This window comes from Rhodococcus erythropolis R138, assembly GCF_000696675.2.
In the GTDB taxonomy this organism is placed as follows: domain Bacteria; phylum Actinomycetota; class Actinomycetes; order Mycobacteriales; family Mycobacteriaceae; genus Rhodococcus_F; species Rhodococcus_F erythropolis.
The window spans coordinates 560,662-586,920 of sequence record NZ_CP007255.1; the positions used below are offsets into that span (position 1 = coordinate 560,662).

General features: G+C 62.4%; 24 protein-coding genes. 12 read left to right on the top strand and 12 right to left on the bottom strand.

What is annotated here, in order from left to right; genetic code table 11:
• Positions 1–60 precede the first annotated feature (60 nt).
• The 3 genes from H351_RS02570 to H351_RS02580 all read right to left on the bottom strand — a co-directional run bounded on the left by H351_RS02570 (position 61) and on the right by H351_RS02580 (position 3,456).
• Complete coding sequence (locus H351_RS02570) at positions 61–504, bottom strand: SRPBCC family protein (RefSeq protein WP_029254134.1); 444 nt, start codon at positions 502–504, stop codon at positions 61–63.
• Positions 505–507: 3 nt separating this feature from the next.
• Entirely contained in the window at positions 508–2,061 is a 1,554-nt protein-coding gene (locus tag H351_RS02575; protein WP_003943578.1) for a succinic semialdehyde dehydrogenase, read from the bottom strand.
• Between the two features lie 78 nt (positions 2,062–2,139).
• On the bottom strand, positions 2,140–3,456 hold the full coding sequence (locus H351_RS02580; RefSeq protein ID WP_029254133.1) for an MFS transporter: 1,317 nt from the start codon (positions 3,454–3,456) through the stop codon (positions 2,140–2,142).
• A gap of 71 nt (positions 3,457–3,527) precedes the next feature.
• Here H351_RS02580 and H351_RS02585 point away from each other — a divergent pair, with 71 nt between their 5' ends.
• Both H351_RS02585 and H351_RS02590 read left to right on the top strand, forming a co-directional pair.
• Positions 3,528–4,499, top strand: coding sequence for a GlxA family transcriptional regulator (locus tag H351_RS02585; RefSeq protein ID WP_029254132.1), 972 nt, complete (start codon positions 3,528–3,530; stop codon positions 4,497–4,499).
• Between the two features lie 30 nt (positions 4,500–4,529).
• On the top strand, positions 4,530–4,907 hold the full coding sequence (locus H351_RS02590) for a DUF5313 family protein (RefSeq protein WP_003943558.1): 378 nt from the start codon (positions 4,530–4,532) through the stop codon (positions 4,905–4,907).
• Positions 4,908–4,914: 7 nt separating this feature from the next.
• Here the strand turns inward: H351_RS02590 and H351_RS02595 are convergent, their stop codons facing one another.
• Positions 4,915–6,666, bottom strand: coding sequence for an oleate hydratase (locus tag H351_RS02595; RefSeq protein WP_338051103.1), 1,752 nt, complete (start codon positions 6,664–6,666; stop codon positions 4,915–4,917).
• A 22-nt stretch (positions 6,667–6,688) separates the two neighbouring features.
• Complete coding sequence (locus H351_RS02600) at positions 6,689–7,615, bottom strand: TetR-type transcription factor C-terminal domain-containing protein (protein ID WP_029254130.1); 927 nt, start codon at positions 7,613–7,615, stop codon at positions 6,689–6,691.
• 115 nt (positions 7,616–7,730) lie between these two features.
• Between H351_RS02600 and H351_RS02605 the strand changes: the two genes are divergently transcribed.
• From H351_RS02605 to H351_RS02615, 3 genes are all read left to right on the top strand, one after another.
• Positions 7,731–8,684 (top strand): cyclase family protein, encoded by a 954-nt coding sequence (locus H351_RS02605; RefSeq protein WP_003943547.1) that lies wholly within the window; start codon positions 7,731–7,733, stop codon positions 8,682–8,684.
• Positions 8,681–10,330: a class I adenylate-forming enzyme family protein gene (locus H351_RS02610; RefSeq protein WP_029254129.1), complete on the top strand. Its 1,650-nt coding sequence runs from the start codon at positions 8,681–8,683 to the stop codon at positions 10,328–10,330. The genes H351_RS02605 and H351_RS02610 overlap by 4 nt, the downstream gene beginning before the upstream one ends.
• 378 nt (positions 10,331–10,708) lie before the next feature.
• Positions 10,709–12,157, top strand: coding sequence for a histidine-type phosphatase (locus H351_RS02615; protein ID WP_029254128.1), 1,449 nt, complete (start codon positions 10,709–10,711; stop codon positions 12,155–12,157).
• Here the strand turns inward: H351_RS02615 and H351_RS02620 are convergent.
• Both H351_RS02620 and H351_RS02625 read right to left on the bottom strand, forming a co-directional pair.
• The gene (locus H351_RS02620) at positions 12,103–12,486 is read right to left on the bottom strand and encodes a helix-turn-helix domain-containing protein (RefSeq protein WP_029254127.1); all 384 of its coding nucleotides are present in this window, start codon (positions 12,484–12,486) and stop codon (positions 12,103–12,105) included. The two genes, H351_RS02615 and H351_RS02620, sit on opposite strands and share 55 nt — an antisense overlap.
• 154 nt (positions 12,487–12,640) lie before the next feature.
• Positions 12,641–13,099, bottom strand: a complete 459-nt coding sequence (locus H351_RS02625; RefSeq protein ID WP_019746277.1) for a hypothetical protein — start codon at positions 13,097–13,099, stop codon at positions 12,641–12,643.
• 170 nt (positions 13,100–13,269) lie between these two features.
• On the opposite strand from H351_RS02625, the gene H351_RS02630 reads away from it, so the two are divergent.
• Positions 13,270–14,166, top strand: a complete 897-nt coding sequence (locus tag H351_RS02630; RefSeq protein ID WP_021342356.1) for an oxygenase MpaB family protein — start codon at positions 13,270–13,272, stop codon at positions 14,164–14,166.
• 182 nt (positions 14,167–14,348) lie between these two features.
• Here the strand turns inward: H351_RS02630 and H351_RS02635 are convergent, their stop codons facing one another.
• Positions 14,349–14,813, bottom strand: coding sequence for a GNAT family N-acetyltransferase (locus tag H351_RS02635; RefSeq protein WP_029254126.1), 465 nt, complete (start codon positions 14,811–14,813; stop codon positions 14,349–14,351).
• A 150-nt stretch (positions 14,814–14,963) separates the two neighbouring features.
• Here H351_RS02635 and H351_RS02640 point away from each other — a divergent pair, with 150 nt between their 5' ends.
• Positions 14,964–15,539 carry a hypothetical protein gene (locus H351_RS02640; RefSeq protein WP_029254125.1) on the top strand — a complete coding sequence of 192 codons (576 nt, stop codon included), beginning with the start codon at positions 14,964–14,966 and terminating at the stop codon, positions 15,537–15,539.
• 10 nt (positions 15,540–15,549) lie between these two features.
• Here the strand turns inward: H351_RS02640 and H351_RS02645 are convergent, their stop codons facing one another.
• From H351_RS02645 to H351_RS02655, 3 genes are read right to left on the bottom strand one after another with little or no spacing between them, the layout of a single operon-like run.
• On the bottom strand, positions 15,550–16,485 hold the full coding sequence (locus H351_RS02645; protein WP_029254124.1) for a tyrosine-protein phosphatase: 936 nt from the start codon (positions 16,483–16,485) through the stop codon (positions 15,550–15,552).
• Between the two features lie 51 nt (positions 16,486–16,536).
• Positions 16,537–17,700 (bottom strand): Rv3169 family protein, encoded by a 1,164-nt coding sequence (locus H351_RS02650; RefSeq protein ID WP_029254123.1) that lies wholly within the window; start codon positions 17,698–17,700, stop codon positions 16,537–16,539.
• Positions 17,697–18,920, bottom strand: coding sequence for a phosphotransferase family protein (locus tag H351_RS02655; protein WP_037120046.1), 1,224 nt, complete (start codon positions 18,918–18,920; stop codon positions 17,697–17,699). Before H351_RS02655 ends, H351_RS02650 begins: the two co-directional genes overlap by 4 nt.
• A gap of 124 nt (positions 18,921–19,044) precedes the next feature.
• Here H351_RS02655 and H351_RS02660 point away from each other — a divergent pair, with 124 nt between their 5' ends.
• Complete coding sequence (locus tag H351_RS02660) at positions 19,045–19,668, top strand: TetR/AcrR family transcriptional regulator (RefSeq protein ID WP_029254121.1); 624 nt, start codon at positions 19,045–19,047, stop codon at positions 19,666–19,668.
• A gap of 30 nt (positions 19,669–19,698) precedes the next feature.
• Positions 19,699–20,175, top strand: coding sequence for a ribonuclease E activity regulator RraA (gene rraA / locus H351_RS02665; RefSeq protein WP_003943552.1), 477 nt, complete (start codon positions 19,699–19,701; stop codon positions 20,173–20,175).
• A 15-nt stretch (positions 20,176–20,190) separates the two neighbouring features.
• Here rraA and H351_RS02670 read toward each other — a convergent pair whose 3' ends face one another.
• On the bottom strand, positions 20,191–20,418 hold the full coding sequence (locus H351_RS02670) for an RNA-binding S4 domain-containing protein (protein WP_003943569.1): 228 nt from the start codon (positions 20,416–20,418) through the stop codon (positions 20,191–20,193).
• Between the two features lie 88 nt (positions 20,419–20,506).
• On the opposite strand from H351_RS02670, the gene lysX reads away from it, so the two are divergent.
• From lysX to H351_RS02685, 3 genes are all read left to right on the top strand, one after another.
• Positions 20,507–23,863 carry a bifunctional lysylphosphatidylglycerol synthetase/lysine--tRNA ligase LysX gene (gene lysX, locus H351_RS02675; protein WP_019746266.1) on the top strand — a complete coding sequence of 1,119 codons (3,357 nt, stop codon included), beginning with the start codon at positions 20,507–20,509 and terminating at the stop codon, positions 23,861–23,863.
• Positions 23,864–23,876: 13 nt separating this feature from the next.
• Positions 23,877–24,767, top strand: a complete 891-nt coding sequence (locus H351_RS02680; protein WP_020968026.1) for an alpha/beta fold hydrolase — start codon at positions 23,877–23,879, stop codon at positions 24,765–24,767.
• A 78-nt stretch (positions 24,768–24,845) separates the two neighbouring features.
• A complete protein-coding gene (locus H351_RS02685) occupies positions 24,846–26,255 on the top strand; it encodes a GGDEF domain-containing protein (protein ID WP_029254120.1) in 1,410 nt (469 codons plus the stop codon).
• Positions 26,256–26,259 lie beyond the last annotated feature (4 nt).

The window sequence follows — 26,259 nt, forward strand, 5'->3', positions numbered from 1 at the left end:
TCCGCAGCAACACAAGTGGGGCTGCACTCGATTCGAGTGCAGCCCCACTTGTGTATGTTTCTAGCTCTCCAGAAACGCCTTGATGCGCGCCAGAGTGGTTTCCATTCCGGTCTGCATCAGCTGATCTCGACCCCGACCGAGCAGGCCGCTAACCGACATCATGCGGACGTAAAGCGCAGGCGTCGCATAGATTTCACGAGTCTCGGTAAGCACAGTGCCCGTTCCCGAAGGCTCGAGCACGTACGTCCACCGAGCCTTCGGCTCGTCCGATTCGAAGGAGAACTTCCGGCAGTCGACCACGTCGACCACCGTGCAGTGCGTGCTCCACCGAATCAGGCCGTGCTTGTTGGTGCCCTTGAACTTTGCACCCACGGTGCCCGGGGTTCCGGAAGTCCATGTTCCGCCGGTGTTTTCAGGGCTGAAGCGACCCATACCTTCGATGTCGCTGACAACCTTCCACACCGATACGGGAGTTGCCTCGATGTACGCGCTGGCGGTTTCCACCCGTTACCGGCCCGGAACCCAGGACATGATCTTGATTGCGTGAGGCATGAGCTTTGCCCACACCTTGGCCGGAAGTCCGCGCGGTCCACCGAGATTCATGACGCGGGTGGTGGCAACGGTCTGCGGCTCGGTGTACTTGATCAGCCCCTCGGCGCCGTGACGACGACCGACGCCAGAGACACCCATGCCGCCCATCGGTGCTGCGGTGCTGCCCCAGGTGGGTGCGTAACCCTCGTCGACGTTGACGGTGCCGGCGTGGATGCGCGCTGCGATGGCTTCGCCGGCAGCCTTGCTTCCCGCCCACACACTGGCGTTGAGGCCGTACTCGGTGTCGTTGGCCGCAGCGATGGCCTCTTCGACGTCCTTGACGGGGTAGATCGAGACGAGCGGCCCGAAGGTCTCGTCGCGGTAGCACTCTGCGTCTTCGGGAACCCCGGTGAGCAGGGTGGGCTCGTAGAACAGCGGTCCGATGTCCGGGCGGGCCTTGCCGCCGGCAATGACGGTGGCGCCCTTGACCACTGCGTCGTCGACATGCGCGGAGATTGCCTTGACCTGGGCCTCGGAGACGAGGCTGCCCATCTCGATTCCGAATTCGTAACCAGCGGCGAGGTTCATCTTCTTGACGCGGTCACCGAACATACGGATGAACTCGGGTGCGATGGACTCTTCGACGTAGATGCGCTCGATGGAGATGCACAGCTGACCGGAGTTGGAGAAGCACGCACGCACAGCGGCGTCGGTGACCTCGCGCAGGTCTGCGCCGGCCGCGACGATCATCGGGTTCTTGCCACCGAGTTCGGCGGAGAAGCCGATCAGTCGACGGCCGGCCTGCTCGGCGAGGAGCTGACCGGTCGCGGTGGAACCGGTGAACATGAGGTAGTCGGTGTTCTCGACCAACGCGGTGCCCACGACGGAGCCCGGTCCGGGAACCACGGCGAAGAGGTCGCGGGGCAGTCCCGCCTTGTAGAGCAGTTCGACGCAGGCGAGCGCGCAGTACGGCGTCTGGCTGTCCGGCTTGAGGACAACGGCATTGCCCGCGAGCAGCGCGGCGATGGCGTCGGACACGGCCAGCGTCATCGGGTAGTTCCACGGCGAGATGACGCCGACGACACCCTTCGGCTGGTAGCGGACGACGGTCTTCGTCAGACCCGGAAGCATGCCGGAGACGCGACGCGGACGCAGCAGCTTCGGAGCCACACGTGCGTAGTGACGCGACGTCATCGAGATGTCGAGGACTTCTTCCTGAGCTGCGGTACGCGACTTTCCGGTCTCGGCCTGAGCCATGTCCATGAGGGCGTCGCGGTTCTCCAGGATGAGATCGCGGTAGCGGTGGAAGACGGCAGCGCGGTCGAGGACGGAGCGCTTGGCCCATTCCTTCTGGGCGACGCGCGCACGGGCGATGGCCGCAAGTGCGTCGTCGGCGGTGCCAACGGGGATGGTCGCCAGCTCCTTGCCGGTGAACACCTCGGTGATGGACTTCGTCGGGCGATCGGCAACATTGTCGATGGCGATCAGATCGGCGAGCCGCGAGAAGGTCGCAGCGGACGGAGCAGGCATTTCAGTACCCCTACTGGTGAGTAGTTCTTGGAGTTACACACAACTTACCCCGTCGGTGGTACCGATCACAGTGCCGAATCAGACAGAGTCAACCAATCCTGCCTCTTTCGGACGTTTTGCGATCAACAACGACATGACTGCAGCGATCGCGCAGAGCGCGCCGGCCACCAAGAATGCAGCGTCGTACGAGCCGATCTGATCACGAACGAGGCCGGCCAAGAAGGCCACCAGACCTGCACCGATCTGGTGCGATGCCAGCACCCAACCGAACACGATGGGGGCATCGGCGCCGAAGTGTTGACGGCACAGCGCGACCGTCGGCGGAACCGTCGCCACCCAATCGAGCCCGTAGAAGATGACAAACGCGATCATCGGCGGATTCACGGTGTTGGCGAGCAGCAGCGGCAGGAAGAGCAGCGAGATTCCGCGGAAGAGGTAGTAGATGCCGAGAAGTTTTCGCGAGTCCATCCGGTCGGTGAACCAACCCGAAGCAATGGTGCCGACCATGTCGAGGATTCCGATCAACGCCAACAGGGACGCGGCCGTCGTGATCGGCATTCCGTGATCGTGCGACGCCGGGACGAAGTGCGTTCCGATCAGTCCGTTGGTGCTCGCGCCGCAAATCGCGAAGGTACCGGCGAGAAGCCAGAACACCTTGGTCTTCGACGCCATCACCAGCACCGAGATCGCCCGGCCTCCGGCGCCGCCGCGCTGGTAGACAGGCTTGGCGGGTGGGGCGTAATCGGCGGGCGCGCCGTACGGCGTCGTTCCCACGTCTGACGGATAGTTACGCAGGAACAGCAGAACGAACGGCACGACGGCCAGTGCGGCAAACGAAACTGTGAAGGCGACGCTCTTCCAGTCGTACGTTTCCGCGAGCTTCGCCAGGACGGGCAGGAACACCAGCTGACCGGCAGCACCACCGGCCGTCAGGATGCCGGTCACGAGACCACGCTTTTCGACGAACCAGCGATCGACGACGGTGGCGACAAACGCCAGCGCCATCGAACCCGTACCGAGGCCGACGAACACACCCCACAGCAGAATGAGCTGCCAACTCGAGGTCATGAAGATCGTGAGACCACTGCCGAGCGAGATGAGCGCCAACGCCGAAGTGACGACCGCCCGGATACCGAACCTTTCCATCAGGGCAGCGGCGAACGGCGAGGTCAGCCCGTACAGGATCAGGTTGACCGAGACGGCGGCCGAGATGCTGGCGCGCGACCACCCGAAATCCTCGTGCAGCGGATCGATCAGCACCGATGGGGCAGCGCGGAAGCTCGCCGCTCCGACCAACGCCAGAAATGCCACGATCGCGACGGACCACGCGCGGTGAAAGCGCGGCGGGCTCACCTGCTGCGGGCCCGATTCGGGGAGAGCGGTCTCAGAAGTCACAGAGAGAATTCTGCAGTTCGGATTCGATCGAGAACAGTGGCCAGATTGCCAATATATGAAAGAATCGAGCCATGTCTGGTCCGCATCGCGTCGCCGTACTGGCTCTGAACGGAGTCATTCCCTTCGAACTCGGGATCCCCGCGCGTATCTTCGGGCGTGCAATCGACGTCGAGGATCGGCCGCTGTACGAGATCCTGACGTGCACAATCGACGGCAATCCCGTGCGGACCGACGCTGACTTCAGCATCTCGGTCGACCATGGGAGCGAGTTGCTCGCCACCGCCGACACCGTCGTCATCCCCGCGTCGTACGAATTGGGCCCGGCCTTCGACGAGGGGTATCTCTCCCCCGAATTGGCCGCAGCATTCGAACACATCCGCCCGGGGACCCGGCTGGTCTCGATCTGCACCGGTTCGTACATCCTCGCCGCGGCCGGTTTGCTCGACGGACTCCGCGCTACGACGCATTGGCGCAACACCGACCATTTCCAGCGTGTCTATCCCAAGGTGAACGTGGATCCCGACGTGCTGTTCGTCGACGAAGGCCACATCCTGACCTCGGCCGGCGTGGCGTCAGGCGTCGATCTCTGTCTACACATCGTCAGGCGCGACCACGGCATGGAAGTGGCGAACACCGTCGCGAGGCGTTGCGTCGTACCGCCGTGGCGCGACGGTGGCCAAGCGCAGTACATCCGCCGCCCACTTGCCGACAAGCCTTCGGAATCGACTGCCGACGCTCGGCACTGGGCCCTCGAACATCTCGGCGATCCGATCACGCTGGCAGACCTGGCGACGCGTGCCAACATGAGCGTCCGCACCTTCAGTCGTCGATTCCGCGACGAAGTCGGAACCACACCGAACCGCTGGTTGACCAGCAGACGCGTCGATCGGGCACGTGAATTGCTGGAGGAATCCGATCTGTCGATCGATGCAATTGCAGCTCGAACCGGCTTCGGGACCGCGACATCAATGCGTCAACACATGAACGAGGCGCTCGGCGTTTCACCGAGCGCCTACCGACGCACGTTCAAGGCACCGGCGTAAGCGGCAGTACCAGGCACTATCCTGGAGGCCATGGCCGAACAGACTCGCCCGAACTTTCCCCAGTACTGCGGATACCTCCTGGGGAAGACGCTCCCCGACCGGTACCAGGACTGGGTGCGGAACGATCTGGTCGGACCGGGTGCGCAGGCTCGCTACATCATTCGTTTCACCGTGCCGGCGACGCTGATTCTTCTGCTGTTCCTGTTGATTCCGGGACCGATCTGGATTCCCTTGGCCATGATGGCTTTGCTGCTCATCCCGCTCGCGTACTTCGTCGTGGCGCTCGGGACCATCTACCGCCGTCACCGCCTGCTGAGCCACGGACTCGATCCCGAATTGCTCGACGAGAAGGCCCAGCGCCGTGCCGATCGCACTCGCGAGGACTACGAGAAGCGGCACGGTCGCTGAGCACCCCTCAGCGGAACATCGTCACTGCGGCCTTGGCGAGGACCTTCGGATCCTTCTCGTAGTGATGCATCTTGGTGAGCTTGTCTTCCGGAATCCCCAGGAACTTGTAGACGGCTACCTGAGCGCAGCGCACCGAGTACTGCTCGGTGAACACCATGTCGAACGGCAGCTCCGCGAACTGACTGATGAACGCCAGGTTCTTGGAGTGCTTCGGCACCACCAGCGGCCGGTCGCCGACGGCTCGCCGATTGAACAGCGCACTGGCGTAAGGCATGTGGCTGGGAATCGAATTCACGACGCTGTCCATAATCTCTTGTCGGCGCGCGGCCAGCGTCCCGCTCTCGTCGAGCGCCTCGAGATGCCCGAGAGTCTCTTCCAGCATTTCGCGCCCGGTCATCTCGATGAACGGCTTCTTCACGTAGTCGCCGTCCTTGCGCGGGAACAGACAGTAACCCCAGAAGACTCCTTCGTTCTCCTTCTGCGCGTGGTAGTGCGGCTGATGGTGAACCACGATCGACAGAAGCACGTTCGAGTCCACGAACGTGTTGAGTGCATTTCCGGGGAGCTGCTTGGTGATTCGGGAAATCTCGTTGATGAGCTCGTGTGACGAAGTGGTGACGGTGAAGCTGGTCCACTCACCCTGCGCCCGGTCCCCGAAGAACTTGTCGGGATTCCCGAGATCGTAGAAATGCTCGGTGGCCTGCTTCCACAGCAGCGCACTCGGCGCGTATCTCATGTCTTCGACGATCGGGGTGTCGAGATCGCCGATCGACGAACTGTCGGTGATGCTGCCGTTGGTGTCGAAGACGAAATCGCCCTCCGCCACGTCGATTCGGCCCTTCTCGCCGGTGCGGACGTTCTCGTAATCGAGTCCCGTCACGATGATCTCGTCTCGAAGCGGGGTGTCCTTGAACACGAACTCCGTGATCTTCAGTTCGTTGACGAACTTCACGCCCCTACCTTCGAGGAAGGTCCGCATCGGCAAGATGATGCTCTCGTACTGGTTGTACGGGGACCTGGTGACACCCGCAAGCGTCTGAATACGGCTGAACTCGAGAATCATTCGGTTCATGTACCGGCGAAGCTCCATCGCCGAACTCACCCGCTTGAAAGCGAAAGTGGTCTCCCACATGTACCAGAAGTTGGTGGTGAAGAAGTGCGGAGTGTCCTCGAACCACTGCTCGATGCTGATGTCGTCGAGTTTTGCCTCGTCCGACTCCGGCATCGTCATCAGCTTCGTCAACAAGTACCGGTCCTTGTTGTCGAATTGCATGTGCTTGTAATCGTTCTCGCCCTTGTTGCGAATACCGTCTCGGTCGATCAACCGTGCGACGTCATGCGTGGGGTGCGCGTGGTCGAAGTCGAGAATGTCATCCGTCACCGACTTTCCCGGGTTGTCCAGCGACGGAACCGCACTCAATATGTCCCAGAGGTTCTCGTAGGTTTCCTCGTTGAGCATGCGGCCGCCGCGGTTGATGAAACCCGCGTCGTTACCGAGTTCGCGATGGCCGTACTGGTGCTGAAACGTAGCGGCGGATTCGCCGTCGTTCGCTCCGTGCATGTCCAGGCCCATGATGGTGATGTCCTCACCGTTCCACTCACCGTCTCGAATCAGATAGACGGCAGCCGAGAGGTTTCCGATGCCGGCACCGATCATGTAGGCCTTGTGAGACAGATTGGAAGACATTGGGTTTCGTTCCTTACTCGAGTCGCGGTACGGATACCTTCCAAGCATGGACCCGTTTGCCCGCAGGCGCATCACCCGAACCGGATGACGTCCGTCACGGTCGCTGAAGGCGCACCAGATCGAGCGCAAAACGAACGTAGTCACGTGCAATTTCCTCGGGCGTTTGCGGCCCACTCGGCCGATACCATTGCGCGACAGAGACACACATCACGACAATCGCACGCGCGGCCTGTCGCGGCCGATCCGTCTCGAACACACCGGCGGCGATTCCGTCGTCCACTTGCTTCGTCATCAACCATTGCTGGTAGTTGCGTGATTCCGTGATGCGCAACCTGTTCTCGGCTGTGAGACTGCGCATTTCACTGGCGCCGAGAAATCCTTGATCACGCCGATAGATATGGAACAAGGTCACACATTCGACAAGGAAAGCCAATCTTTCGTCGGGACTTTCGCCCTCTTCGATAGCCGCCAACGATCTCGTGTTGAGTTCAGCCATGGTGAGGTCGAGAATTTCGGCCAACATCTGTTGCTTACTGGAATAGTGGTGATACAGACCCGGAACACTCATCTGCGCACGTTTGGCGATCTCACGCATCGCAGCGCCGTGATATCCGGTCTTCACCATCTCCGCGAGCGCGGCAGCCAACACCGGATCGAACGAACTCGGACCGAACCTTCGCCACTCGTTCGGGCGAAAATGTGCGTCCGGGTCGGCGTCGTCGCCTCCCCATCGCGGCTGTTCCGGCGGACGCACTATCGCAGCCGGGAGCAGAGCGTCGAAACGCACTCCGAGAATCCCGCCGATTGCCGCCAACCGGTCGACGCTGACTCTGGTCTTTCCGGTCTCGACAGCGCTGAGGGTGGCCGGGCTGACATCGAGACGCCTGGCCAATTCACGCAGCGAGAGCCCGCTGTGACGCCGCGCTTGCCGGATCGACGCCCCGATCAGGACAGCATTCTCAAATTCGGTCACAGTGTTCAGTATTGCCGAACATAGGATTTCCAACAATGCGATGACCACGGAAATCTATGAACGTGTTGACTACTAGTTATCGGCCTGAACATGATGTGGATCACAAAGACCCAGGTCCGCCCGAGCGATCGTTCGGTGTCGGTAGCGAGAGGATCGAATCACCATGACCGAGGCGCCATATCTTGGAGAACTCCTGCGCGACGCACCCAGTAACTGGGGCAAGTGGGGAGAGTCCGACGAGGTCGGTTCACTGAACTACCTCGACGCCGGACAGGTGCTTCGCGGCGTCGGAACCATCAAGCAGGGTTCCGTGTTCACACTCCAACGTCTTATCGGCGATCCCAAGGGTGATCCGGTCTGGCCGGGACGGAGCCCCGCCGAGCGCACACAGATCTTCGACGAGAGCAGCTGGGACGGCGACGACGCCCCCAACTTCCCCGGCGGCCTGCATTACGCGGACGACAAGATCGACGCGTTCCTGCAGGGCTCGACGCAGTACGACGCACTCGGCCACGTCTGGTACGACGGCGCCCTGTGGAACGGATACTCGGCTGATACCACTGTCGGCGGCCTGGAGAAGGCCAGCGTCGAACCGATTGCCGACCGCGGCGTCGTCGGACGCGCAGTACTTCTCGACATGGCGAAGTTCCGCGGCAAGGAAAACCTCGACAAGGCCGAAACCTTCACGCACCATGATCTTTTGGCCTGTGCCGAAGCGCAGGGCGTCACCATCGAGAAGCGTGACATTCTCGTCATCCGCACCAACTTCCTCAAGCTGTTCTTCGACCAGGGCGAAGCCTTCTACGAGGGCTTCTGCGAGCCCGGCTTGATCTACAGCCCCGAACTCGTCCAGTGGTTCCAGGACATGGAGATTCCGAACCTCGTCACCGACACCATTGCCAACGAGGTCACCACCGACCCCGAAAACGGTGTGGCACTGGTTCTCCACAACGCATTGATGCGCAACCTCGGTGTGGTGTTCACCGAGATCTGCGATCTGGAGAAGCTGGCCGCGGACTGCGCGTCCGACGGCCAGTACACGTTCTTGTACGTCGCCGCACCGCTCAAGGTTGCCAAGGCCAGCGGCTCTCCCGTGAATCCGGTTGCCATCAAATGACATACGAAGATCGCCCTTGGTTGGCGTTGTACCGCAACGACGTTCCCCCCGACATCGACGTCGAACAGCCCACAATGCTCGAATTGTTGGCAGCGGCGGTCCGCTCTGATCCGGACGCCACGGCCGTGAAGTACTTCGACGGTCAACTCAGTTTCGCCGAACTGGATCAGCAGAGTGACGCCCTGGCCCGCGCACTACGAGCAGGTGGTCTGACGAAGGGAGACCGTGTCGCACTCTTCCTGCAGAACGTTCCGCAATTCGTGCTCGCCCTCGCCGGAATCTGGAAAGCCGGCGGCGTCGCAGTCTCGATCAATCCCATGAGCCGTGAACGAGAACTGGGATACCAACTCGAAGATTCCGGAGCAGCGGTTCTGATCGCTCTCGAGGGGCTCTACGAGTCCGTCGGCCGCAACGTCGTCTCCGACTCGCCGGTCAGGCGAGTCATCACCACCTCGGAACTCGAGTACCAAAGCCGCAACGATCCACGGGTTTTCGACGGAATCGTGAAGAAGGATCTCGGTACCGACGATCTCGCGACGCTGATCGACCAGCATCGTCTCGGCGATCCGATCACTACCGACGCTGCACCGGAAGACATTGCGGTACTGACCTATACGTCGGGGACCACAGGTCCGCCCAAGGGAGCGATGACCTCTCACGCGAACATGACCTTCAACGCCCAGGTCTACCGTGACTGGCTGGGGCTCACCCCGAAAGACACGGTTCTCGGCGTCGCACCGCTCTTCCACATCACGGGGTTGATCGGTCACATCGCGGTGTCCGTCTTGGCGAGAATGCCGCTGGTGCTTGCCTACCGCTTCCAGCCCGAGGTGATGCTCGACGCGATTCGTGAGCACCGCCCGACATTCACAGTCGGCGCCATCACTGCGTTCACCGCACTGCTCAACACTCCGGGTTGCGCGCCCGAAGACTTCACCTCCATGCGGTTGCTGTATTCCGGCGGCGCACCCATCTCGCCGACAGCCGCCGAGGCAGTCCGCGCCATGACCGGTGCTGCGCTGCACAACATCTACGGGCTGACCGAGACCACGTCGCCCACTCACGCCGTTCCCGTCGGGGCGGACACGCCCGTCGACCCCACGTCCGGGGCACTGTCCGTCGGCGTTCCAGTACCCAACACCGTGGTCCGCATCGAAGACGAGGGCGGTGCGGTCCTGCCGATCGGAGAGATCGGTGAATTGGTCGTCCGTGGTCCACAGGTGGTGCGCGGTTACTGGAACAAGCCGGAGGAGAGTGCGTCGGCCATTCGCGACGGGTGGTTCCACACCGGCGACGTCGGTTTCATGGACGAAGCCGGCTGGTTCTACGTCGTCGACCGTAAGAAGGACATGATCATCGCGTCCGGTTACAAGGTGTGGCCACGCGAGGTCGAGGACGTTCTTGCCGAGCACCCCGCAGTCCGTGAGGCGGCAGTCGTCGGGATCGCCGACGAATACCGCGGTGAGACGGTGAAGGCGTTTGTCAGCCTCGTCGCGGGGGCGTCCGTCACCCCGGAAGATCTGATCGATCACTGCAAGCAGCGGATGGCGGCGTACAAGTACCCACGCTCCGTGGTGCTGGTGGAGGAACTGCCCAAGACCGTCACCGGCAAGATCTTGCGACGGGAGCTGCGCACGACCTCCTGATCACAGGGCAGCGGGCGGACTTCACGGTCCGCCTGCTGTCTGATCGCGCACAGTTTTAGGTCGACCACGCAATCGGGGTAATGGAACAGTAATATGTGCTGAGTACCCACGGACAAACGGGAGACATCAGTGAGCAAGTTCGGACGTAAGAAGCAGCCCACGCCCAAGAGCTACCAGTGGCTGGCCATGACCCTCATCGCGTTGTCGCTCTCCGTGTCGATCGGGATTGCCGCCAAACCCTCCTGAGCTCGGCGGATCCGAAACTTGTAACCCCGCGTCCATCTGCACATGGGCAAATAGGAGCAATTCGGACGCTTAGCTGTTCTAACTTTCCTTCCGTCGTGTCACCTCGGCACCGACGGAGAGGATCAACTCACCATGCGAAGCTCACGCTTCGGCGTGCTGGCCGCTGCCGGCGCTGTCGGACTCGTGCTTGTCACCAGCAGCGTCCAGTCGATCGCCACGGCGTCACCGTTCGGTTCGCTCGACGCCGGTTCGAGTTCCGGTTCGACAGAGACACCGACCGTCAGCGACGGCGGCTTCACGTCCAAGACGCCCTACACTCCCGGCCAGCGCATCGCCGACTATCAGGTGCCGCCGACCGGATACATCCCGGTGTACACGGAAAGTGTTGCGCGCCATGGCTCTCGGGCACTGTCGAGCCTGAAGTACGACGACCTGAGCCTGCAGCTGTGGGAAATCGCCGAAGCCGAGAACGCATTGACACCAGTCGGCAAGGAATTCGGCCCGGCGCTTCGTGATCTCATGGCAGCCAACAAGAAGCTCGGGTACGGCAACCTCAGCGGACTCGGGGTCACCGAACATCGGCAGCTCGGAGCGCGCGTCACCGAGCGCCTCCCTCAATTGTTCGACGCCATCGCAGCGCAACAGGGCACCATCACTTTGACTTCGTCGGGCGTCGACCGTGCCGTGGACAGCGCCGAGAACTTCGCTCAGGGCCTGACCGGTGCGTTTCCGGCCGTCGCCGGCGATGTTGCGCCGGTGACCACGGATGCCGACCTTCTCTACTTCCACGACTCGAATGCAAACGCCGACTACAAGGACTACGAAGAGTCCGATCCTCGACTGAAAGCCGTCGACGACCAGATCGCCGATCTTCCCCGCACCCGCGAGGTCTCGCGGCACATGATGCTCAGGCTCTACTCGGAGGACTTCGTGAACCGGCTGAGTGCGGGCGAGTTCTCACTCGTCGACCGTGGCAAGGGTTCCAGCACGATCGACAACGAGGTCGACGCCGCGTACATGCTGTACAACACGTACATCATCACTCCGGGCATGGCCGAAGAAGGCAAGTGGAATTTCGAGCGGTTCATCGACTCCGACGACGCTCAGTGGCTCGCGTACACGAACGACGCCGAGGACTTCTACGCCAAGGGCCCTGGCTTCACCGGTGAAGACGTCACCTACCGGATGGCAACCGTCCTGCGCGACGAGTTCCTGCGCGGCTTGCAGGAACACACCGGCGACGCCGCCGTACCGGGAGCAGACTTCCGGTTTGCACACGCAGAAACGATCATCCCCTTCGCTGCGCTCCTGAAACTGCCGGGGAGCACCGTCTCGCAGGCCGAGGGTGATCTCTACACCTATGCGAACAACCCCTGGCGCGGAGCGAATGTCAGCCCGATGGCCGCCAACGTGCAGTGGGACGTCTACGCCGGACCGGACGGTGATCGGCTGGTCCGAATGCTCTACAACGAGCGCGAGACAGCATTTGCTGCCCCGTGCGCTCCGGTGAGCGCCGGGAGTTTCTTCTACACGCCGGCCGAACTGGCCCGCTGCCTACCGGAGATTTCACCGGCGGCCTGAGGTCCGGCAACTCGGGATCCAGCCAGCGGTCGACGAGGGCGCGCCCATGCCTGGTGCAACGCCAGCATGCGCGCCTTCTCGTCGTCTTCCATCAACAAGGCGTCGCAGATACGTACGATGACCGGAGCCGAAACACCAACGGACGTACCCTGTTCCAGCCGCTGATAGTGATTGAAACTGATGTCGGCTATCTGCGCGACATCACGCCGACTGAGGCCGTGCATGCGGCGAGCACCCTCGCAGCGCATGCCGACCATTTCGGGCGCAAGACTGTTTCGTTTCTCGACGAGCATCTGGCTCATCAACTGACGCGCGCTCGACCCGTTCACGTCGCCACCTTTTCCATCCCTGAAATATGCTTTCAACTAACACGTTTCAGAATATGGGATGGGACGGACACGGCGGTATCTCCGAGATGACAGATAATCACGCGATACCGCCAACCCTGTGCCCGTTCAGGCTGTGACGATCAGGGGCCGAAGATCAGGCTATGAACCTGCCGATCGTCGGATTCGACTGGCAGATGGGACTACTGCCCCAATTGATCGAACCGAACGCCGTCGCAACGACATTGCCGACGCCGGTATTCACCGTCGCAGAGAGATACGGGTACGCCCCTACCAGGTCGACGATTCCGGACTTACCCGTGTCGGTGTTGACCCACGCAACGGTCACCTGACCCGCCGCCGGAATGGGCGCGGCTGCCGGGAACGAATCGAAGCGAATATCACCCTTGGCGATGGGCGGATTGGACTCTGGTCCGGACTGGCCGGTGAGCCCGGTCAAGGAGGCCAGTGACCCCTGATTCGGGCACCCGATGGTGACGGCTGCGCCGCCGAAAGGGTGGGGCGGATCAGCCGAGGCGACTCCGGCGAACATGACGCTCGCGGCAATCGGTAATCCGATGGCCGCAAAAACCCCGGCCGTGCGTGTGACGCTCATAGCTGCTCCTCGGGTCGACAACACTTTCCGGATACCCCTGGTACAACGCCCGAAACGATGGAAAGTCGACTATTCACACCCCTAGACAACGCGTGTTGTCAGAACTACAGTCGGTGGTGCAGCTCACACCTACCTCTGCAGCGCGCAGACCAGTCCCAGGGAGTGTTCAGATGAAGCGCTACGACCTCCGCAGTCGCACGGATCGACTCGATCCCGAAACCGATTACGAAGAGATGTCGCGTATTCTCGCGGCGCAAGAGTTTCCCTGGGACATCAATCAGGCGCTCAGTTTCGCCCTTTTTCGCACGTACGCGGTCCCTTCCATCGGCAAGCTCCTCTTCTCGACGGGCGAGTTCACCGACAAGGTTCAAAAGCGCTACGACGACACCAGCCTGATCCTCGACGCCATCCTCGAGCACGGCCTCAGCAGCACCGAAGGCCGCAAGAGCGTCCGTCGAATGAATCAGATGCACGGCTCGTACGACATCTCCAACGACGACATGCTCTACGTTCTGGCCACCTTTGTCGTCACGCCGGTCAGATGGCTCGACGAGTACGGCTGGCGGAAGATGACCGACAACGAGATCGTCGGGTCGACGAACTATTACCGCCACCTGGGTCGGTACATGAACATCAAGGACACTCCTGACACCTACGAGGGGTTCGTCAAACTTCTCGACGACTATGAGCGCGAACACTTTTCATTCGACTCCGGAGCGCGGGCCGTCGCTGATTCCACCCTCGACCTGATGTGCACCTTCCCGCCCAACAACCTGGCGCCGAAGGCTCTGGTCAAGGGATTCGCGTTCGCCCTCATGGACGACCACCTACTCGACGCCTTCCACTACAAGCACCCGAGCACCGCGATGCGCGTCGTCTCGCGCGGTGCGCTGAAGGTCCGTGCGCGTCTGCTGCGCTTCTTCCCGGTGCGCACGAAGCGGAAATTCGCCCGCGAGCTGCCCAACATCCGCAGCTACCCGAACGGTTACAAGGTCGAAGACCTCGGCACCTTCCCCACGGGATGCCCGGTCAAGCACCTGCAGGCAGACCAGCAGGCCCAAGCGTAGGTGCGTTGGGATACATCAGATTCACGGACGAGTTTGTCTGCGGGACGTTCAGGAGGCGATGGTCATGATTCCGATACCGCCGTACGGACTCGGTGACAGTTGGAAGATCTGGACTCCCTGGCTGGTTCCCATCGTGGAGTGGTGGAACTCCTGGCACCCTGCGCTGGGCTGAATCGCCTTTCTCAGGCCTGAATGAGGGACGAGTCGCGACCAGTACGACGCAGGGTGATCAATTCGTGGTTTGTCTCGGCATCGTGTCGGCGCCCCTCTTCTTCGAAGTCCATCAGCGCATAGAACCTGCGGGCGCGATCGTTGAGGGTGTAAACCTCGAGTGTCACCTCGCCGTGCATGGTTGTGGCGTGTTCGACCAACGCCCGACCGACACCCAACCTTTGCGACGCCGGCGCGACGAACAGTCCCCCGATCTCGGAGCCGATCATTCCCAACAGGCCAACAACTTCGGAGTTGTGCTCAGCCACCCAATTGTCGGCCTGAATCAGATAGACCTCTCGCATCTTCTGCTCCCGCTCACCGGTCCCCTCGCCTGCAAGGAATGGATGGGCTTCGCGGGCAGCGCGCGACCACAGGTCGACGACCACATCCTCATCCGAGGGTATGTAGCGGCGAATGATCAGATCCTGATTCACAATCCGACCATACCCTCCGGCATCAGAGAGATAGCCGGCGCTGAAAGTGACCAACTCTCGGATCAACGCACGACGGCCTCGACGTAAACCAGTGGCAACAATTCCATTCGTTGCCACCCCACAATTACTGCCTTGTGCAAGGGTTGTCCGATGACTGACGGTGATCCGACAACTGAGCGCGGAGGCCCGGCATCCTGGTGGAAGGTGACAGCGATTGTCGCCGCAGTGCTTGTCGCTCTCACATGCGGCGTCATCGTGTGGTCCTTCATGCCGCCGGTTGTGTACTTTCCATTCTTTGCGCTCGCCGCCTCAGTGTTGCTCGGTTTGGGTGGAGTGTGGTTGATACTCAGCCTGATTGGCTGGATGAAGTACAAAACGCTCCGGTTGAGCACGATCGCGCCGGTGATAGTCCTCGTCACCGGCGCGCTCGTGACCTTGTCCGTCCCTTCGCGTGTTGCGTTTGCATTGTCGAAAGATTCGCTCGAAGCAGTGGCCGCGGATTGCCAGAAGTCGTTGGACAACCGAACAATTGGCGTCTACCGGGTCCTGCAGGTCTGGCCCGTCGGCAACGGGTGCCGCTTCCACATCGAGGGCGGTCTGATCGATTCGATCGGACTGGCGTACTTACCCGACGGCGCACCATATCTCGGCAAGCCCCGCCGCGACGGCGAGATCGGATACCAGGAGTTCGACGGCGACTGGTACTCGTTCGTTCAACGGTTCTAACAGCGTGAAACTAGCCGACCAGCTTGGCCTTCAGAAGCGCGATCGTGTCCGCAGTGAGTCCGAGACCTTCGGTGAGATAACCGTCGACGGTTCCGTAATCGCTGGCTATCTGCGCGAGTCCAGCTTCCAGGTACGACGCATCGACACCGAGGGCCGGCTCGAGATTGGTCGCTACCTGCGGGCTCAGAGCCTGAGAGATCTGCGCAAGGATCTTCTCGTTGGTCGCCTGAAGGTAGGTGTTGCTCAACAGATAGTCGTCCATGATCGTCTGGGCGGGGACACCAGCGATGGTCTGCAGCAACATCGCGGTCCAACCCGTGCGGTCCTTACCTGAAGTGCAATGGAACAACTGCACCCCGTCACCAGCAGCGATGTCCGAGAGAACCTGCTTGAAGCCGGCACGGCGCACGGGATCGGTGACAAAACTACGGTTGGTGTCGACCAAGAACTGCTTGGCCTCTTCCGGCGACTTGATCGTTGTGGCGAGCTGAGTGAGATCCTTGAACTCGATGGGGATGTTCGTGTACGTCACACCGTCCGGGAGCTTGTCCGCGCCACCGATGAACGGGTTGGAGATCTCGGTTGAACCGCGGAGGTCATAGGCGTCGGCAAGTCCGAGGCCGGTGAGCGTCGCCTTGTCTGCATCGCTGGTCGCGGTCAGCGCATTGGACCGGTAGATGACGCCGCGCTTGAGGTGCGAGCCGTCGACGGTGGCGTATCCCCTACCGTCATTGCCGGCGACGTCGCGAAAGTTGGCCACGGAGGCCAAGTTCGGTGTCGGCGCGAGCACAGGATCGAGCGAGCCGAGATCGACCGATCCCGTGTTGAGAGAGCCCAAGTCGAGCGGGATGGCCGTGGCGGGAGCGGCAAACAACAGGCCTCCGGTGACAACAAGTGCGGCGGCCTTCGCAGTGCGAGCGAACAATATTCGTGAGCGTGTGGACATGTGGCAGTACCTCTCTCTGTGGTTTGGGATTTGTGGTTTGGTGAGCTGGAGTTACGGTGCGACGTCACCGATTCCGGTGAACCCGTATCGCTGATGGGGTCCGATGACTGCTACCTCGAACAGTCCTGTCCCGGTGCGAGTTACGCCGTCTTCTACAAGGGTGAACCGGGCCAAGTTGTCGACCGGGCACAGCATCTTCTTCCACGGTTCGATGTCCGAAACCTTCTCTCGCAGGCCCTGAACCACCAGTTCTCCCTGCCACATCCCGTGGCGCCAATCCTGCTCGAGTCCGTAGCCCGTACCGACACCGATGTAGTTGGGCAGAATCGGTTCGCAGGTTATCTCCAGGATGTGGTCGGATTCTCCTGGTGCACCGGGACGCCGGAAGTACAGAGTTCCGCTCTTCACCTCGCGGGTGCCGGAAATGAAGGTGAGCTGGTGGTCCGGTCGACCCAACCACTCCGGCTCGCGCGAACGATCCGCCCAGACGCGTGTCGCGTCTTCCAGAATTCGGCGTCCCTGCTGATCCTCTTGAACGACCGTGACGACGGTGAAGTCCCCGAATTGCATGATCGAGTAGATCCAGAAGAAGTTCTGACTACCGGCGATCGACGGATCCGCCTTGCGTCCAGGAGGTTCCGCCTCGCCGACCGGTCGAACACCCCAGGATCGATCGCGATTACCCCGCCACGTCTCCGGGGTAACCGGGATGACGTCGCCGTCGACGGTCAGGGATCCGGACCATGTTCCGGTCTGCACGAATCGTTGCGTGTCGAAGGTGACTCGTTCGAGCTGGCGATGGAAATGTCTGGCCTCGAGATTGGCGGGGCCGTCGGACTCGAAGGTGAGGTCGAAGCTCAGGTCCGGCGCTTCGGGACTCGGGTCCAACACCACCCGCAGACGGCGCAGACCCTCGATGATCTCGATCCTCAACGGGCCTACTGACAGGTCCATACGATCGTCACCCAAGGCGCGGGATGCCCGGAAGACGATATGGTCGTCGCCGCGCCGAAGAACCGCAAAGCCGTCGCACACACCAAGATTGGGGTACTGACCGAGACCGATGATGAGAAACAGCGGCTCGCTGTCGCCGTCGACGCCGGCATGGCAGTTGAAGTAGTAGCGGTCGTAGAAGTTTCGATCCGAGGTGCCCACGTGGCGGATAGTCTCGGCGATCTGATGTACCGGGTAGTCGTCGAGCGGGGACAGTGTCATCGTGCATCTCCTGTTGCGGCCGACGCTGTTGTGAGCGTGGCTGTAGCGAGCGATTCCCAATAGGTGCCGTCGAGCATGGCTTCGAGTGTCTTGTGGTGCAGGATCATCTCGTCCGGGTTGTCGGGGAGTTCGGCCTGACCGAAAGCCACTGCGCGACTTTGGACTCGGAACATGATCACCGCATGCCGCAGCGCGGCGTACACGATGTAGAAATCGAGATCTGCAACCTCGTGGCCCGAAAGCGAGCGGTAGGCCTCTGCCACGTCCTCACGACGAAGGAAATCCGGCATTCCGGGGAGTCCGGCCATGGCAGCGAGATCCTCGAAGAACCTGTGCTGGAAGATCATCCAGCCGAGGTCCAGCTCACGCGGCCCCAGTGTGGCCATCTCCCAGTCAAGGACCGCCGCTGGTTCGAAGTCGCGGTAGATGACATTTCCGATCCGCGAGTCACCCCAGCAGAGCACTGCGGAACCGGCATCGACGGGAAAGTTCGCTTCGATCCAGTCGAAGCCGCGCTCGATCAACGGAGATCCTGGTCCGTCGGCTGTTGCCCACTCGTAATAGCGTCGCTGGTCCTCGAGGTGCGCGCGAAGTGCTTCTGCCCCAGTCGGTTCGGTACCATCGCGGCACAACTCGGGGAGAGCCAGGTGTGGATCGGCCATAGTGTGCAACTCCGCCAGCACTCGGACCGAGGACTGCTGGAGCCGAGAACAGTCGTCCGCTGAAGCCTCCGAGAGCCAGGATCCGAACGTGTACGGCATGACGTCTGGCGGGATTTCGCCGTCGCGCCGTTCCATCACGAAGAACTCGCCGCCGAGCGCGTCCGGGTTGCTCTCGGACCAGTACACGCGCGGGATCGGCACCGACGTATGAGCTGCGACGGCGCTCATGACCCGAAACTGCTGGTCCAGGTTGTACGACGGGAAGATCGGCACCGCACTGTCTCGCGGAGCGATACGGGCGACCAGGCGATGCTCGGCTCGAATCCCGTCCTCGATCCACGTTGCATCGAACAGCACGGTCTCGTTGGACATGCCGTTCGCGGCGGGCACCTCGACCGAGGTCACGGAAGGTTTCGAGCCTCGCCACAGCACGCTCGCGAGCCAGCCTTCGAGGCTGCGCCGCATCTCGGCCGGGTCGTTGCGGGATTCGCCGGGCCTGGCGAATTCGGCGTAGTCGGGATCTCCGCCTGAGGTTTCTGTTTCCGTTCGAAGGTTCATCACCACTCCTCGTGGTTCGGTGGCGCCGATGCGCACGTGCCGATAGTCGATACAATATGTATCGACTAAAGCCGTGACAGAATGTAACGGCCATCACAGCGATACCGCAAGGGATTTGCCCAAAATGTCCAAAGATTCCGAAACTCAGCACCGCCTGGGCCCGCAGCGAAACCCTGCAATCGACGACGCAGTACTGGACGCGACCAGGCAACTGTTGGAAGAAAAGGGGTACGCCGGCACGTCCATCGACGCCATCGCCACGCGTGCCGGAGTGGGGCGTCCGGCCATCTACCGTCGGTGGCCGTCGAAGGCACACATCGTCAACGACGCGATCTATCCGGTACTCGACGTCGAACAGGGCGCGGACATCGACACCGAACTCGGCGCCGAGGGCACGATCGCGGATCAGATTCGCGCGCTTGTGCAGGGCGCGGTGGCACTGTTCGCCGCTCCCGCCACCCGAGCCGCGGCGCCCGGACTGATGAGCGAAGTGCGCACAAACGCGGAATTACGCGACGTTCTCGTGGTGCGGCAACTGGCCGGAGTCCGCGTCGAGCTGAACCGTCGACTGGAAGCGGCGAGGGAGCGCGGCGACATCCGAAGCGGCGTCGACGCCGACGCTCTTCTCGACATCATGGCGGGCGCGGCCATCTTTGCGATGTCGGTTCGCGACGTCTCGGACCCGGGACCGTTTGCCGATTCTCTTGCCGACATAGTGCTGAACGGCATACTCCCCGACGACAACTAGGCCCGAGCCCCGCCGACTATCCTGTGGGGCATGACCGAGCCTGTAGCGACCGCTGACCTTGCCGACGAGATCGGACCCGACATCCGTAGCTGCGACACGCAGTTCACCCAGTTCGGTGGACGTGAGGTTTTTGCCGGCCCCATCACCACCATCAAGTGCTTCCAGGACAACCTGCTCGTGAAGCAGACCCTCAGCGAACCGGGCAACGGTGGAGTCCTCGTCGTCGACGGTGACGCGAGCATCCACACCGCGCTGGTCGGCGACATCATCGCCGGCCGCGGCGTCGACAACGGCTGGGCCGGCGTCATCGTCAACGGAGCCGTCCGCGACTCCGCGATCCTGCGCACCCTCGACATCGGCGTCAAGGCTTTGGGCACCAACCCGCGCAAGAGCACACAAACCGGTTCGGGCGAGAAGAACGTGCCGATCGAAATCGGCGGCGTCACCTTCAACCCCGGCGAGATCGTCTACAGCGACCAGGACGGCGTCGTCGTTCGCGAAAGCTAGTCAGAAGTCGCGGGATCAGGCGGGGGCTTCCACTTTGGCGGCCATCCCGCCGATCTCGACGACATCGCCGTCACGAAGCTGGCGGCCCCGACGATCTTCGACCTCACCGTTGACCGAAACCATGCCGTCGGCGATCACTTCCTTGGCCTCCGCGCCCGATTCGATGAGGTTCGCGAGCTTGAGAAACTGACCGAGCCGAATCATTTCGTCGCGGATGGGTACTGCTGGAATGTTGTCGGTCATGTCAATCATCTTCCTCCTCCCACAAAACTGGACACGACAGACCACACTTAGCGTGAGGATCTGATCGACCGGTAGGAGAGGAAGCTCGATGGCACCATTGACCGAGGTATCGGACACCACTGCAGAGCTGGTGGAATCGCCACCCGAAAATCCGCGCCAGGCGCGGCGATTCCGCAAAGGGCGTTTCAGCCAGGTTCCCCATATCTCGGGATTGATCCTCGGAGTCTTCTCCGTACTGGTGTTCCTGTGGAGCATCTCGCCGGTTCTGCGGCACATCCTCCGCGTCCCACGCGAATACATCGACAGCTATTACTTCGATGCACCGGATACGAGCCTGTCGTGGGCGCTCGTCGTCGCCCTGCTCGCCGCGGCCCTCGCGAGTCGCAAGCGCATCGCCTGGTGGCTGCTGACGATCTACCTCGCGCTGATCACCCTTACCAACATCGCCTCCACGATCGTCGACAAGAACCCGAACAACGCAGTCGCCGCTGTCGTTTTGCTTGTCGTGATCGGAATCCTCATCGCCGCGAGGCCCGAGTTCTACACACGCGTACGACGCGGCGCCGGTTGGAAAGCGCTCGGCGTACTGATCGGCGGCATGGCTGTCGCGACCGTGATCGGTTGGGGCCTTGTCGAACTCTTCCCGGGCGACCTGCCGCAGAACCAACGATTCCTCTGGGCCCTGAACCGCGTCACTGCGGCGGCTTCGGTCGACAACGAGGTGTTCGACGGCCATCCACGCGTCTTCGTCAACACGGTCCTCGGTCTCCTCGGCGCCATCGCACTACTCGCCGCAGTTATGACGCTCTTCCGCGCGCAACGCTCCAACAACGCCCTCACCGGCAACGACGAATCCGCGATCCGCGGGTTGATCCAGAACTTCGGCGCCGACGACTCCCTCGCCTACTTCGCCACCCGCCGCGACAAGGCCGTCATCTTCGCGCCGAGCGGCAAGGCCGCGATCACGTACCGCGTCGAGATCGGCGTCTGCCTCGCCAGTGGTGATCCCATCGGCGATCCCGAAGCGTGGCCGCACGCCATCGAAGCGTGGCAGGACCTGGCCTCGCAGTACGGCTGGGCGACAGCCGTTATGGGCGCCAGCGAAACCGGGGCGACGGCGTACAAGAAGGCAGGCTTGAGCGTCCTGCAACTCGGCGACGAAGCGATCCTGCGCACCCGCGAGTTCAACCTCAACGGACGCGACATGCGCCCGGTGCGCCAGGCCGTCACCCGCGTCAGGCGCCACGGCGTCACCGTGCGGATGCGACGCCATCGCGACATCCCGCCGGAGGACATGGCGGCCGTCATCATCCGCGCGGACGACTGGCGTGACACCGACACCGAGCGCGGCTTCTCCATGGCACTCGGCCGACTGGGCGATCACCTCGATGGCGACTGCCTCCTCGTCGAAGCCGTCATGGGCGAAGGCACGGAGGACGAAAGCGTCGTCGGCATGCTTTCGCTCGTGCCGTGGGGACCGAACGGCGTTTCGCTCGACCTGATGCGTCGCAAGCCGACGGCGCCCAACGGTGTCGTCGAATTGATGGTCTCGGAGTTGGCCACACGTTCGGACGAGATCGGCGTCGTGCGGGTCTCGCTCAACTTCGCCGTCTTCCGCTCGGTGTTCGAGGAAGGTTCGCGCATCGGCGCCGGCCCGATCCTCCGCATCTGGCGCTCGGTGCTCGTCTTCTTCTCCCGCTGGTGGCAGCTCGAAGCGCTGTACCGCTCGAACGTGAAGTACCAGCCGGATTGGGAGCCGCGTTTTCTCTGCTTCGAGGACAACCGTGAGCTGCCGCGCGTCGGATTCGCGTCGGCCATCGCCGAAGGCTTTGTGGTTCTGCCCAGTTTCGGACGCAAGTCGAGCCAGGTCGTCAAGCACACCGGAACACATGCGGCGGTGCCGGCAGCTCTGGTGACTTCCGAAGGACTGCACGCCGACGGCAGCCCGCCGGACTCGGCGCCGTCGTTCACGACCAACGGTCCGCGTCGACCCGAGCAGGTTCGGGTGCGCATGAACAAGCTCGCGCAACTCGCCGACGAAGGGATCGCCGCCTACCCCGTCGCCTACCCGCCGACGCATACGATCGCCGCCGCAGCGAAGTCGCCGGAGGGCACCCGCGTACGCATCGCGGGACGCCTGCTGAGGGTTCGCGACTACGGCGGAGTCGTGTTCACGGACGTGCGCGACTGGTCCGGCGACATCCAGGTTCTGGTCGACCAGGACAACGTCGGCCGGGAGAAGCTGGCGGAGTTCGCCGCCGAGTTCGATCTCGGTGACCTGATCGAAGTGAGCGGAACCATCGGGCGTAGCCGCAAGGGCGAGCTGTCGCTCATCGCCGTCGAGTGGCGCATGAACGGCAAGTGCCTGCACCCGCTGCCGGACAAGTGGAAGGGCCTCTCGGATCCCGAGACCCGAGTCCGCCAGCGGTACCTCGACATCGCCCTCAACCCGAAGGCCCGCGAACTGCTCGAGGCCCGAAGCGCCGTCGTGAAGTCGCTGCGCGATTCACTCGGTGGTCGCGGATACCTCGAAGTCGAGACCCCGATCCTGCAGCAGGTGCACGGCGGCGCGAACGCCGCTCCGTTCCTGACGCACATCAACGCGTACAACCTCGACCTCTATCTCCGGATCGCACCCGAGCTGTACCTGAAGCGCTTGTGCGTCGCGGGTATGGAGAAGGTGTTCGAGATCGGCCGTGTGTTCCGTAACGAGGGCGTCGACTTCAAACACAATCCCGAGTTCACGATCCTCGAGGCCTACGAGGCGCACAGCGACTACGAGGGCATGATGCGGATGTGCCGCGAGCTCATCCAGGCGGCGGCCGTCGCAGCGTTCGGGCGCGAAATCATCATGCGACCCGGCCCGGACGGCGAATTGGTCGAGGTCGACATCTCCGGCGAGTGGCCGGTGAAGACGATGCACGGCGCCGTCGCCGAAAAGCTTGGTGTCGACGTCTCCCCCGAGACGAGTCTCGAAGACCTGCAGAAGCTGTGCGACGCCAACGAGATCCCGTACCAGTCCAGCTGGGATACCGGCGCCATCGCGCAGGAGATGTACGAGCACCTGGTCGAGGACTACACGGAGTTCCCGACGTTCTACACCAACTTCCCCACCTCGATGTCTCCGCTCACCCGGCCGCATCGCAGCATCCCCGGCGTTGCCGAGAAGTGGGACCTCGTCGCATGGGGTGTCGAACTGGGAACCGCGTACAGCGAGTTGACCGACCCCGTGGATCAGCGCAACCGGCTCACCGAGCAGTCGATGCTTGCGGCCGGCGGTGATCCAGAAGCAATGGAATTGGACGAGGACTTCCTTCAAGCCCTCGAACACGCGATGCCGCCGACGGGTGGTCTCGGGATGGGCGTCGACCGAATCGTCATGCTGATCACGGGTGGCAGCATCCGCGAGACGCTGGCCTTCCCCCTCGCGAAACCGCGTCAGTAGTCCGGATTCTCACGTGCCGGAATTGTTCCACGTGAAACCACCGGGCGAGATCTTGCAGGTCGGCGAGAGCCGACTGCATGTTCTTGCCGAGGGCGACGGCCCCGTCGTCGTCCTGTGCGGCGGACTGGCGGGCAACTGGTTCGACTGGGATGACTGCGCGCGTCATCTCCAGTCGGACCACACCGTCGTCCGCTTCGATCGCCCGGGCTTCGGACTCAGCGAGCCGTCTTCCGACGTGCCGACTGTCCGCGGCGAAGCTCAGCGGATCCGCGACGTGCTCGACACTCTGGGACTGACTGGTCCGGCCGTCGTCGTCGGCCACTCCATCGCCGGCTTCTACGCCGAAGGCTTCGCGCGACTGTTCCCCGATCGGGCGGCGGGGATGCTGCTCCTCGATTCCAGTGCCGAGAAAGAACCGAAACGTCTTTTCCCCCGCGACCTGCTGCTGATCGCCTCCCGGGCCGCCGCGGCCTCGTTCAGCACCACCGGACTCCAACGACTCCTCGGCACCACGACGCGCAAGATCCTCAACCAGTCCGTGCCGCCGAGCGGGTCGTCCGAAGCCACCCTCGAATGGGTCCGGAAGATCTACCGCGAGCCTCACTATCTGGAGGCGGCGATGATCGAATACGTCGCGTACACCGATATGGCGCTGGAGCTCACCGCTTTACGACGCTCGAGCAAGCACCCACTGCCCGACATCGACCTCAGCGTCGTTGCCGCACACACTGGCCACACCACTCCCTGGTCCATCGCCTGGATGGCAAAGCAGCAGAAACTCGCCACCTACCTCGGCGGGAGTTTTCACGTCCTGCGCCCGGCGCATCACCACGCGATGATCGATCAGCCCGAGGAGTTGGCGAACTTAATTCGACGCCTCACGCAGCCGAACCCTCGGGAATGACACTTCAACGTACAACTCGGACAGTAGCCGGATCATTGCTAGGCTCGGACAGCTTCTGCTTTCTACGACAGGCTGGCCATGGATCGTTCGACAACCCGGGTGCGCTCGTCGCTGATCTTCGTCGCCATACTCGTTGTCGCACTCGCCGGCATCGCCGCCCGTCCGCCCGGGTTTCTGTCGACCTTCTGGCCCGCCAACGCGATCCTTCTGGGCATTCTCCTTCGTAACCCACGCTCGTTTGCGCCGATCGGACTCGCTGTCGGCGCCGCCGCGCTGCTGACGGCGGATCTTGCGACCGGAAGCCCCGTGCAGAGGGCCTTCGAACTGAATGCGATCAATCTGGTCGGCGTCACGACAGGATTGATCGCCGCGAACTTGCTCGGCTGTTTTCCGCGGCGGATCTCCGAGACCAAGTACACGACCAGAATCTTCGTCGTCTCGGTTCTGGCGTCGTTCACGGCTGGGTCCGCCAGCGCGCTGCGCACTCAACTCCACGAAGGAAGCGGTGCGGGAACGGAATTGGTGGGTTGGTTCTTCGCCGACCTGTGCACCTATCTGATCGTGCTGCCCATCCTTCTTTCCGCACCTCCGTTCGACCACGTCCGTCGTACGTTCGGGCCGTCCGTGCGGCAGAATCTGCGACTTCGACGGGTCGCCCAGATCCTTCTGCCGCTGGCAGCCCTCCTCGCCTGCCTCCCGCTGGCCCTCGAAGTGCAGGGAGCCCTCGCATTGCTGCTTCCGATGCCGGCGCTCTTGTGGTGCGCGATGCGCGTCTCGCTGTTCAGCACTTCGCTCCTCGCGGCTGGGTGGAGCGCGTGGGCGCTGATCATGGCGGGCCAGGGGCGGTTGGCCCTGGCCGATCCGGTTCATCTGCTCAGCGAAGGTGTGACCACCAGAATCTCCGTCATCTTGATGGCGCTCTCCCCCATCGCGGTAGCCGTCGCCACGGGCGCACAGCGACGCGCTGAACGTGAACTCCAACGCATCGCCGAATGCGACGCCCTGACCGGAACGCTGAGCCGACATGCGTTCTGGACCCAGTCGCAGGAACTCCTCGACACCCAACACACAGCGCGAAAATCGATCGCCGTCATGATGCTCGATCTCGACCACTTCAAATCGATCAACGACAACCTCGGCCACCTCACCGGAGATTCGGTCCTCGAACAGTTCGGAAACACCCTCCTCGCCACTACCGAAGGGCTGGGACTGTCCGGTCGCCTTGGCGGTGAGGAATTTGCCGTCGCCGCCGCCGACTGCACATTCGAGGAAGCAATTGCCCTGGCAGAACGCATCAGGCAGAGACAGGAGGCGCACTCCCGATCCATCCGCGGCTTCGCCGGAACGGTCAGTATCGGAGTCGCCTGGGTAGATCAGGCAATGGCCGAGATGGACGCTCTGCTCGACATCGCCGACACCGCCATGTACCAGGCGAAACGCGAAGGCCGAAACCTCGTGGTGGCCGTCGATCTGTACATGGCAAGGTGACGTG

What these genes read in the sequence shown, in the direction of transcription:
- H351_RS02575 (WP_003943578.1), bottom strand. Translation starts at nt 2,061, where the DNA reads ATGCCTGCTCCGTCCGCTGCGACCTTCTCGCGGCTCGCCGATCTGATC.
- H351_RS02585 (WP_029254132.1), top strand. Translation starts at nt 3,528, where the DNA reads ATGTCTGGTCCGCATCGCGTCGCCGTACTGGCTCTGAACGGAGTCATT.
- H351_RS02590 (WP_003943558.1), top strand. Translation starts at nt 4,530, where the DNA reads ATGGCCGAACAGACTCGCCCGAACTTTCCCCAGTACTGCGGATACCTC.
- H351_RS02595 (WP_338051103.1), bottom strand. Translation starts at nt 6,666, where the DNA reads ATGCGCCTGCGGGCAAACGGGTCCATGCTTGGAAGGTATCCGTACCGC.
- H351_RS02605 (WP_003943547.1), top strand. Translation starts at nt 7,731, where the DNA reads ATGACCGAGGCGCCATATCTTGGAGAACTCCTGCGCGACGCACCCAGT.
- H351_RS02610 (WP_029254129.1), top strand. Translation starts at nt 8,681, where the DNA reads ATGACATACGAAGATCGCCCTTGGTTGGCGTTGTACCGCAACGACGTT.
- H351_RS02615 (WP_029254128.1), top strand. Translation starts at nt 10,709, where the DNA reads ATGCGAAGCTCACGCTTCGGCGTGCTGGCCGCTGCCGGCGCTGTCGGA.
- H351_RS02625 (WP_019746277.1), bottom strand. Translation starts at nt 13,099, where the DNA reads ATGAGCGTCACACGCACGGCCGGGGTTTTTGCGGCCATCGGATTACCG.
- H351_RS02630 (WP_021342356.1), top strand. Translation starts at nt 13,270, where the DNA reads ATGAAGCGCTACGACCTCCGCAGTCGCACGGATCGACTCGATCCCGAA.
- H351_RS02640 (WP_029254125.1), top strand. Translation starts at nt 14,964, where the DNA reads ATGACTGACGGTGATCCGACAACTGAGCGCGGAGGCCCGGCATCCTGG.
- H351_RS02645 (WP_029254124.1), bottom strand. Translation starts at nt 16,485, where the DNA reads ATGTCCACACGCTCACGAATATTGTTCGCTCGCACTGCGAAGGCCGCC.
- H351_RS02650 (WP_029254123.1), bottom strand. Translation starts at nt 17,700, where the DNA reads ATGACACTGTCCCCGCTCGACGACTACCCGGTACATCAGATCGCCGAG.
- H351_RS02655 (WP_037120046.1), bottom strand. Translation starts at nt 18,920, where the DNA reads ATGAACCTTCGAACGGAAACAGAAACCTCAGGCGGAGATCCCGACTAC.
- H351_RS02660 (WP_029254121.1), top strand. Translation starts at nt 19,045, where the DNA reads ATGTCCAAAGATTCCGAAACTCAGCACCGCCTGGGCCCGCAGCGAAAC.
- rraA (WP_003943552.1), top strand. Translation starts at nt 19,699, where the DNA reads ATGACCGAGCCTGTAGCGACCGCTGACCTTGCCGACGAGATCGGACCC.
- H351_RS02670 (WP_003943569.1), bottom strand. Translation starts at nt 20,418, where the DNA reads ATGACCGACAACATTCCAGCAGTACCCATCCGCGACGAAATGATTCGG.
- lysX (WP_019746266.1), top strand. Translation starts at nt 20,507, where the DNA reads ATGGCACCATTGACCGAGGTATCGGACACCACTGCAGAGCTGGTGGAA.
- H351_RS02685 (WP_029254120.1), top strand. Translation starts at nt 24,846, where the DNA reads ATGGATCGTTCGACAACCCGGGTGCGCTCGTCGCTGATCTTCGTCGCC.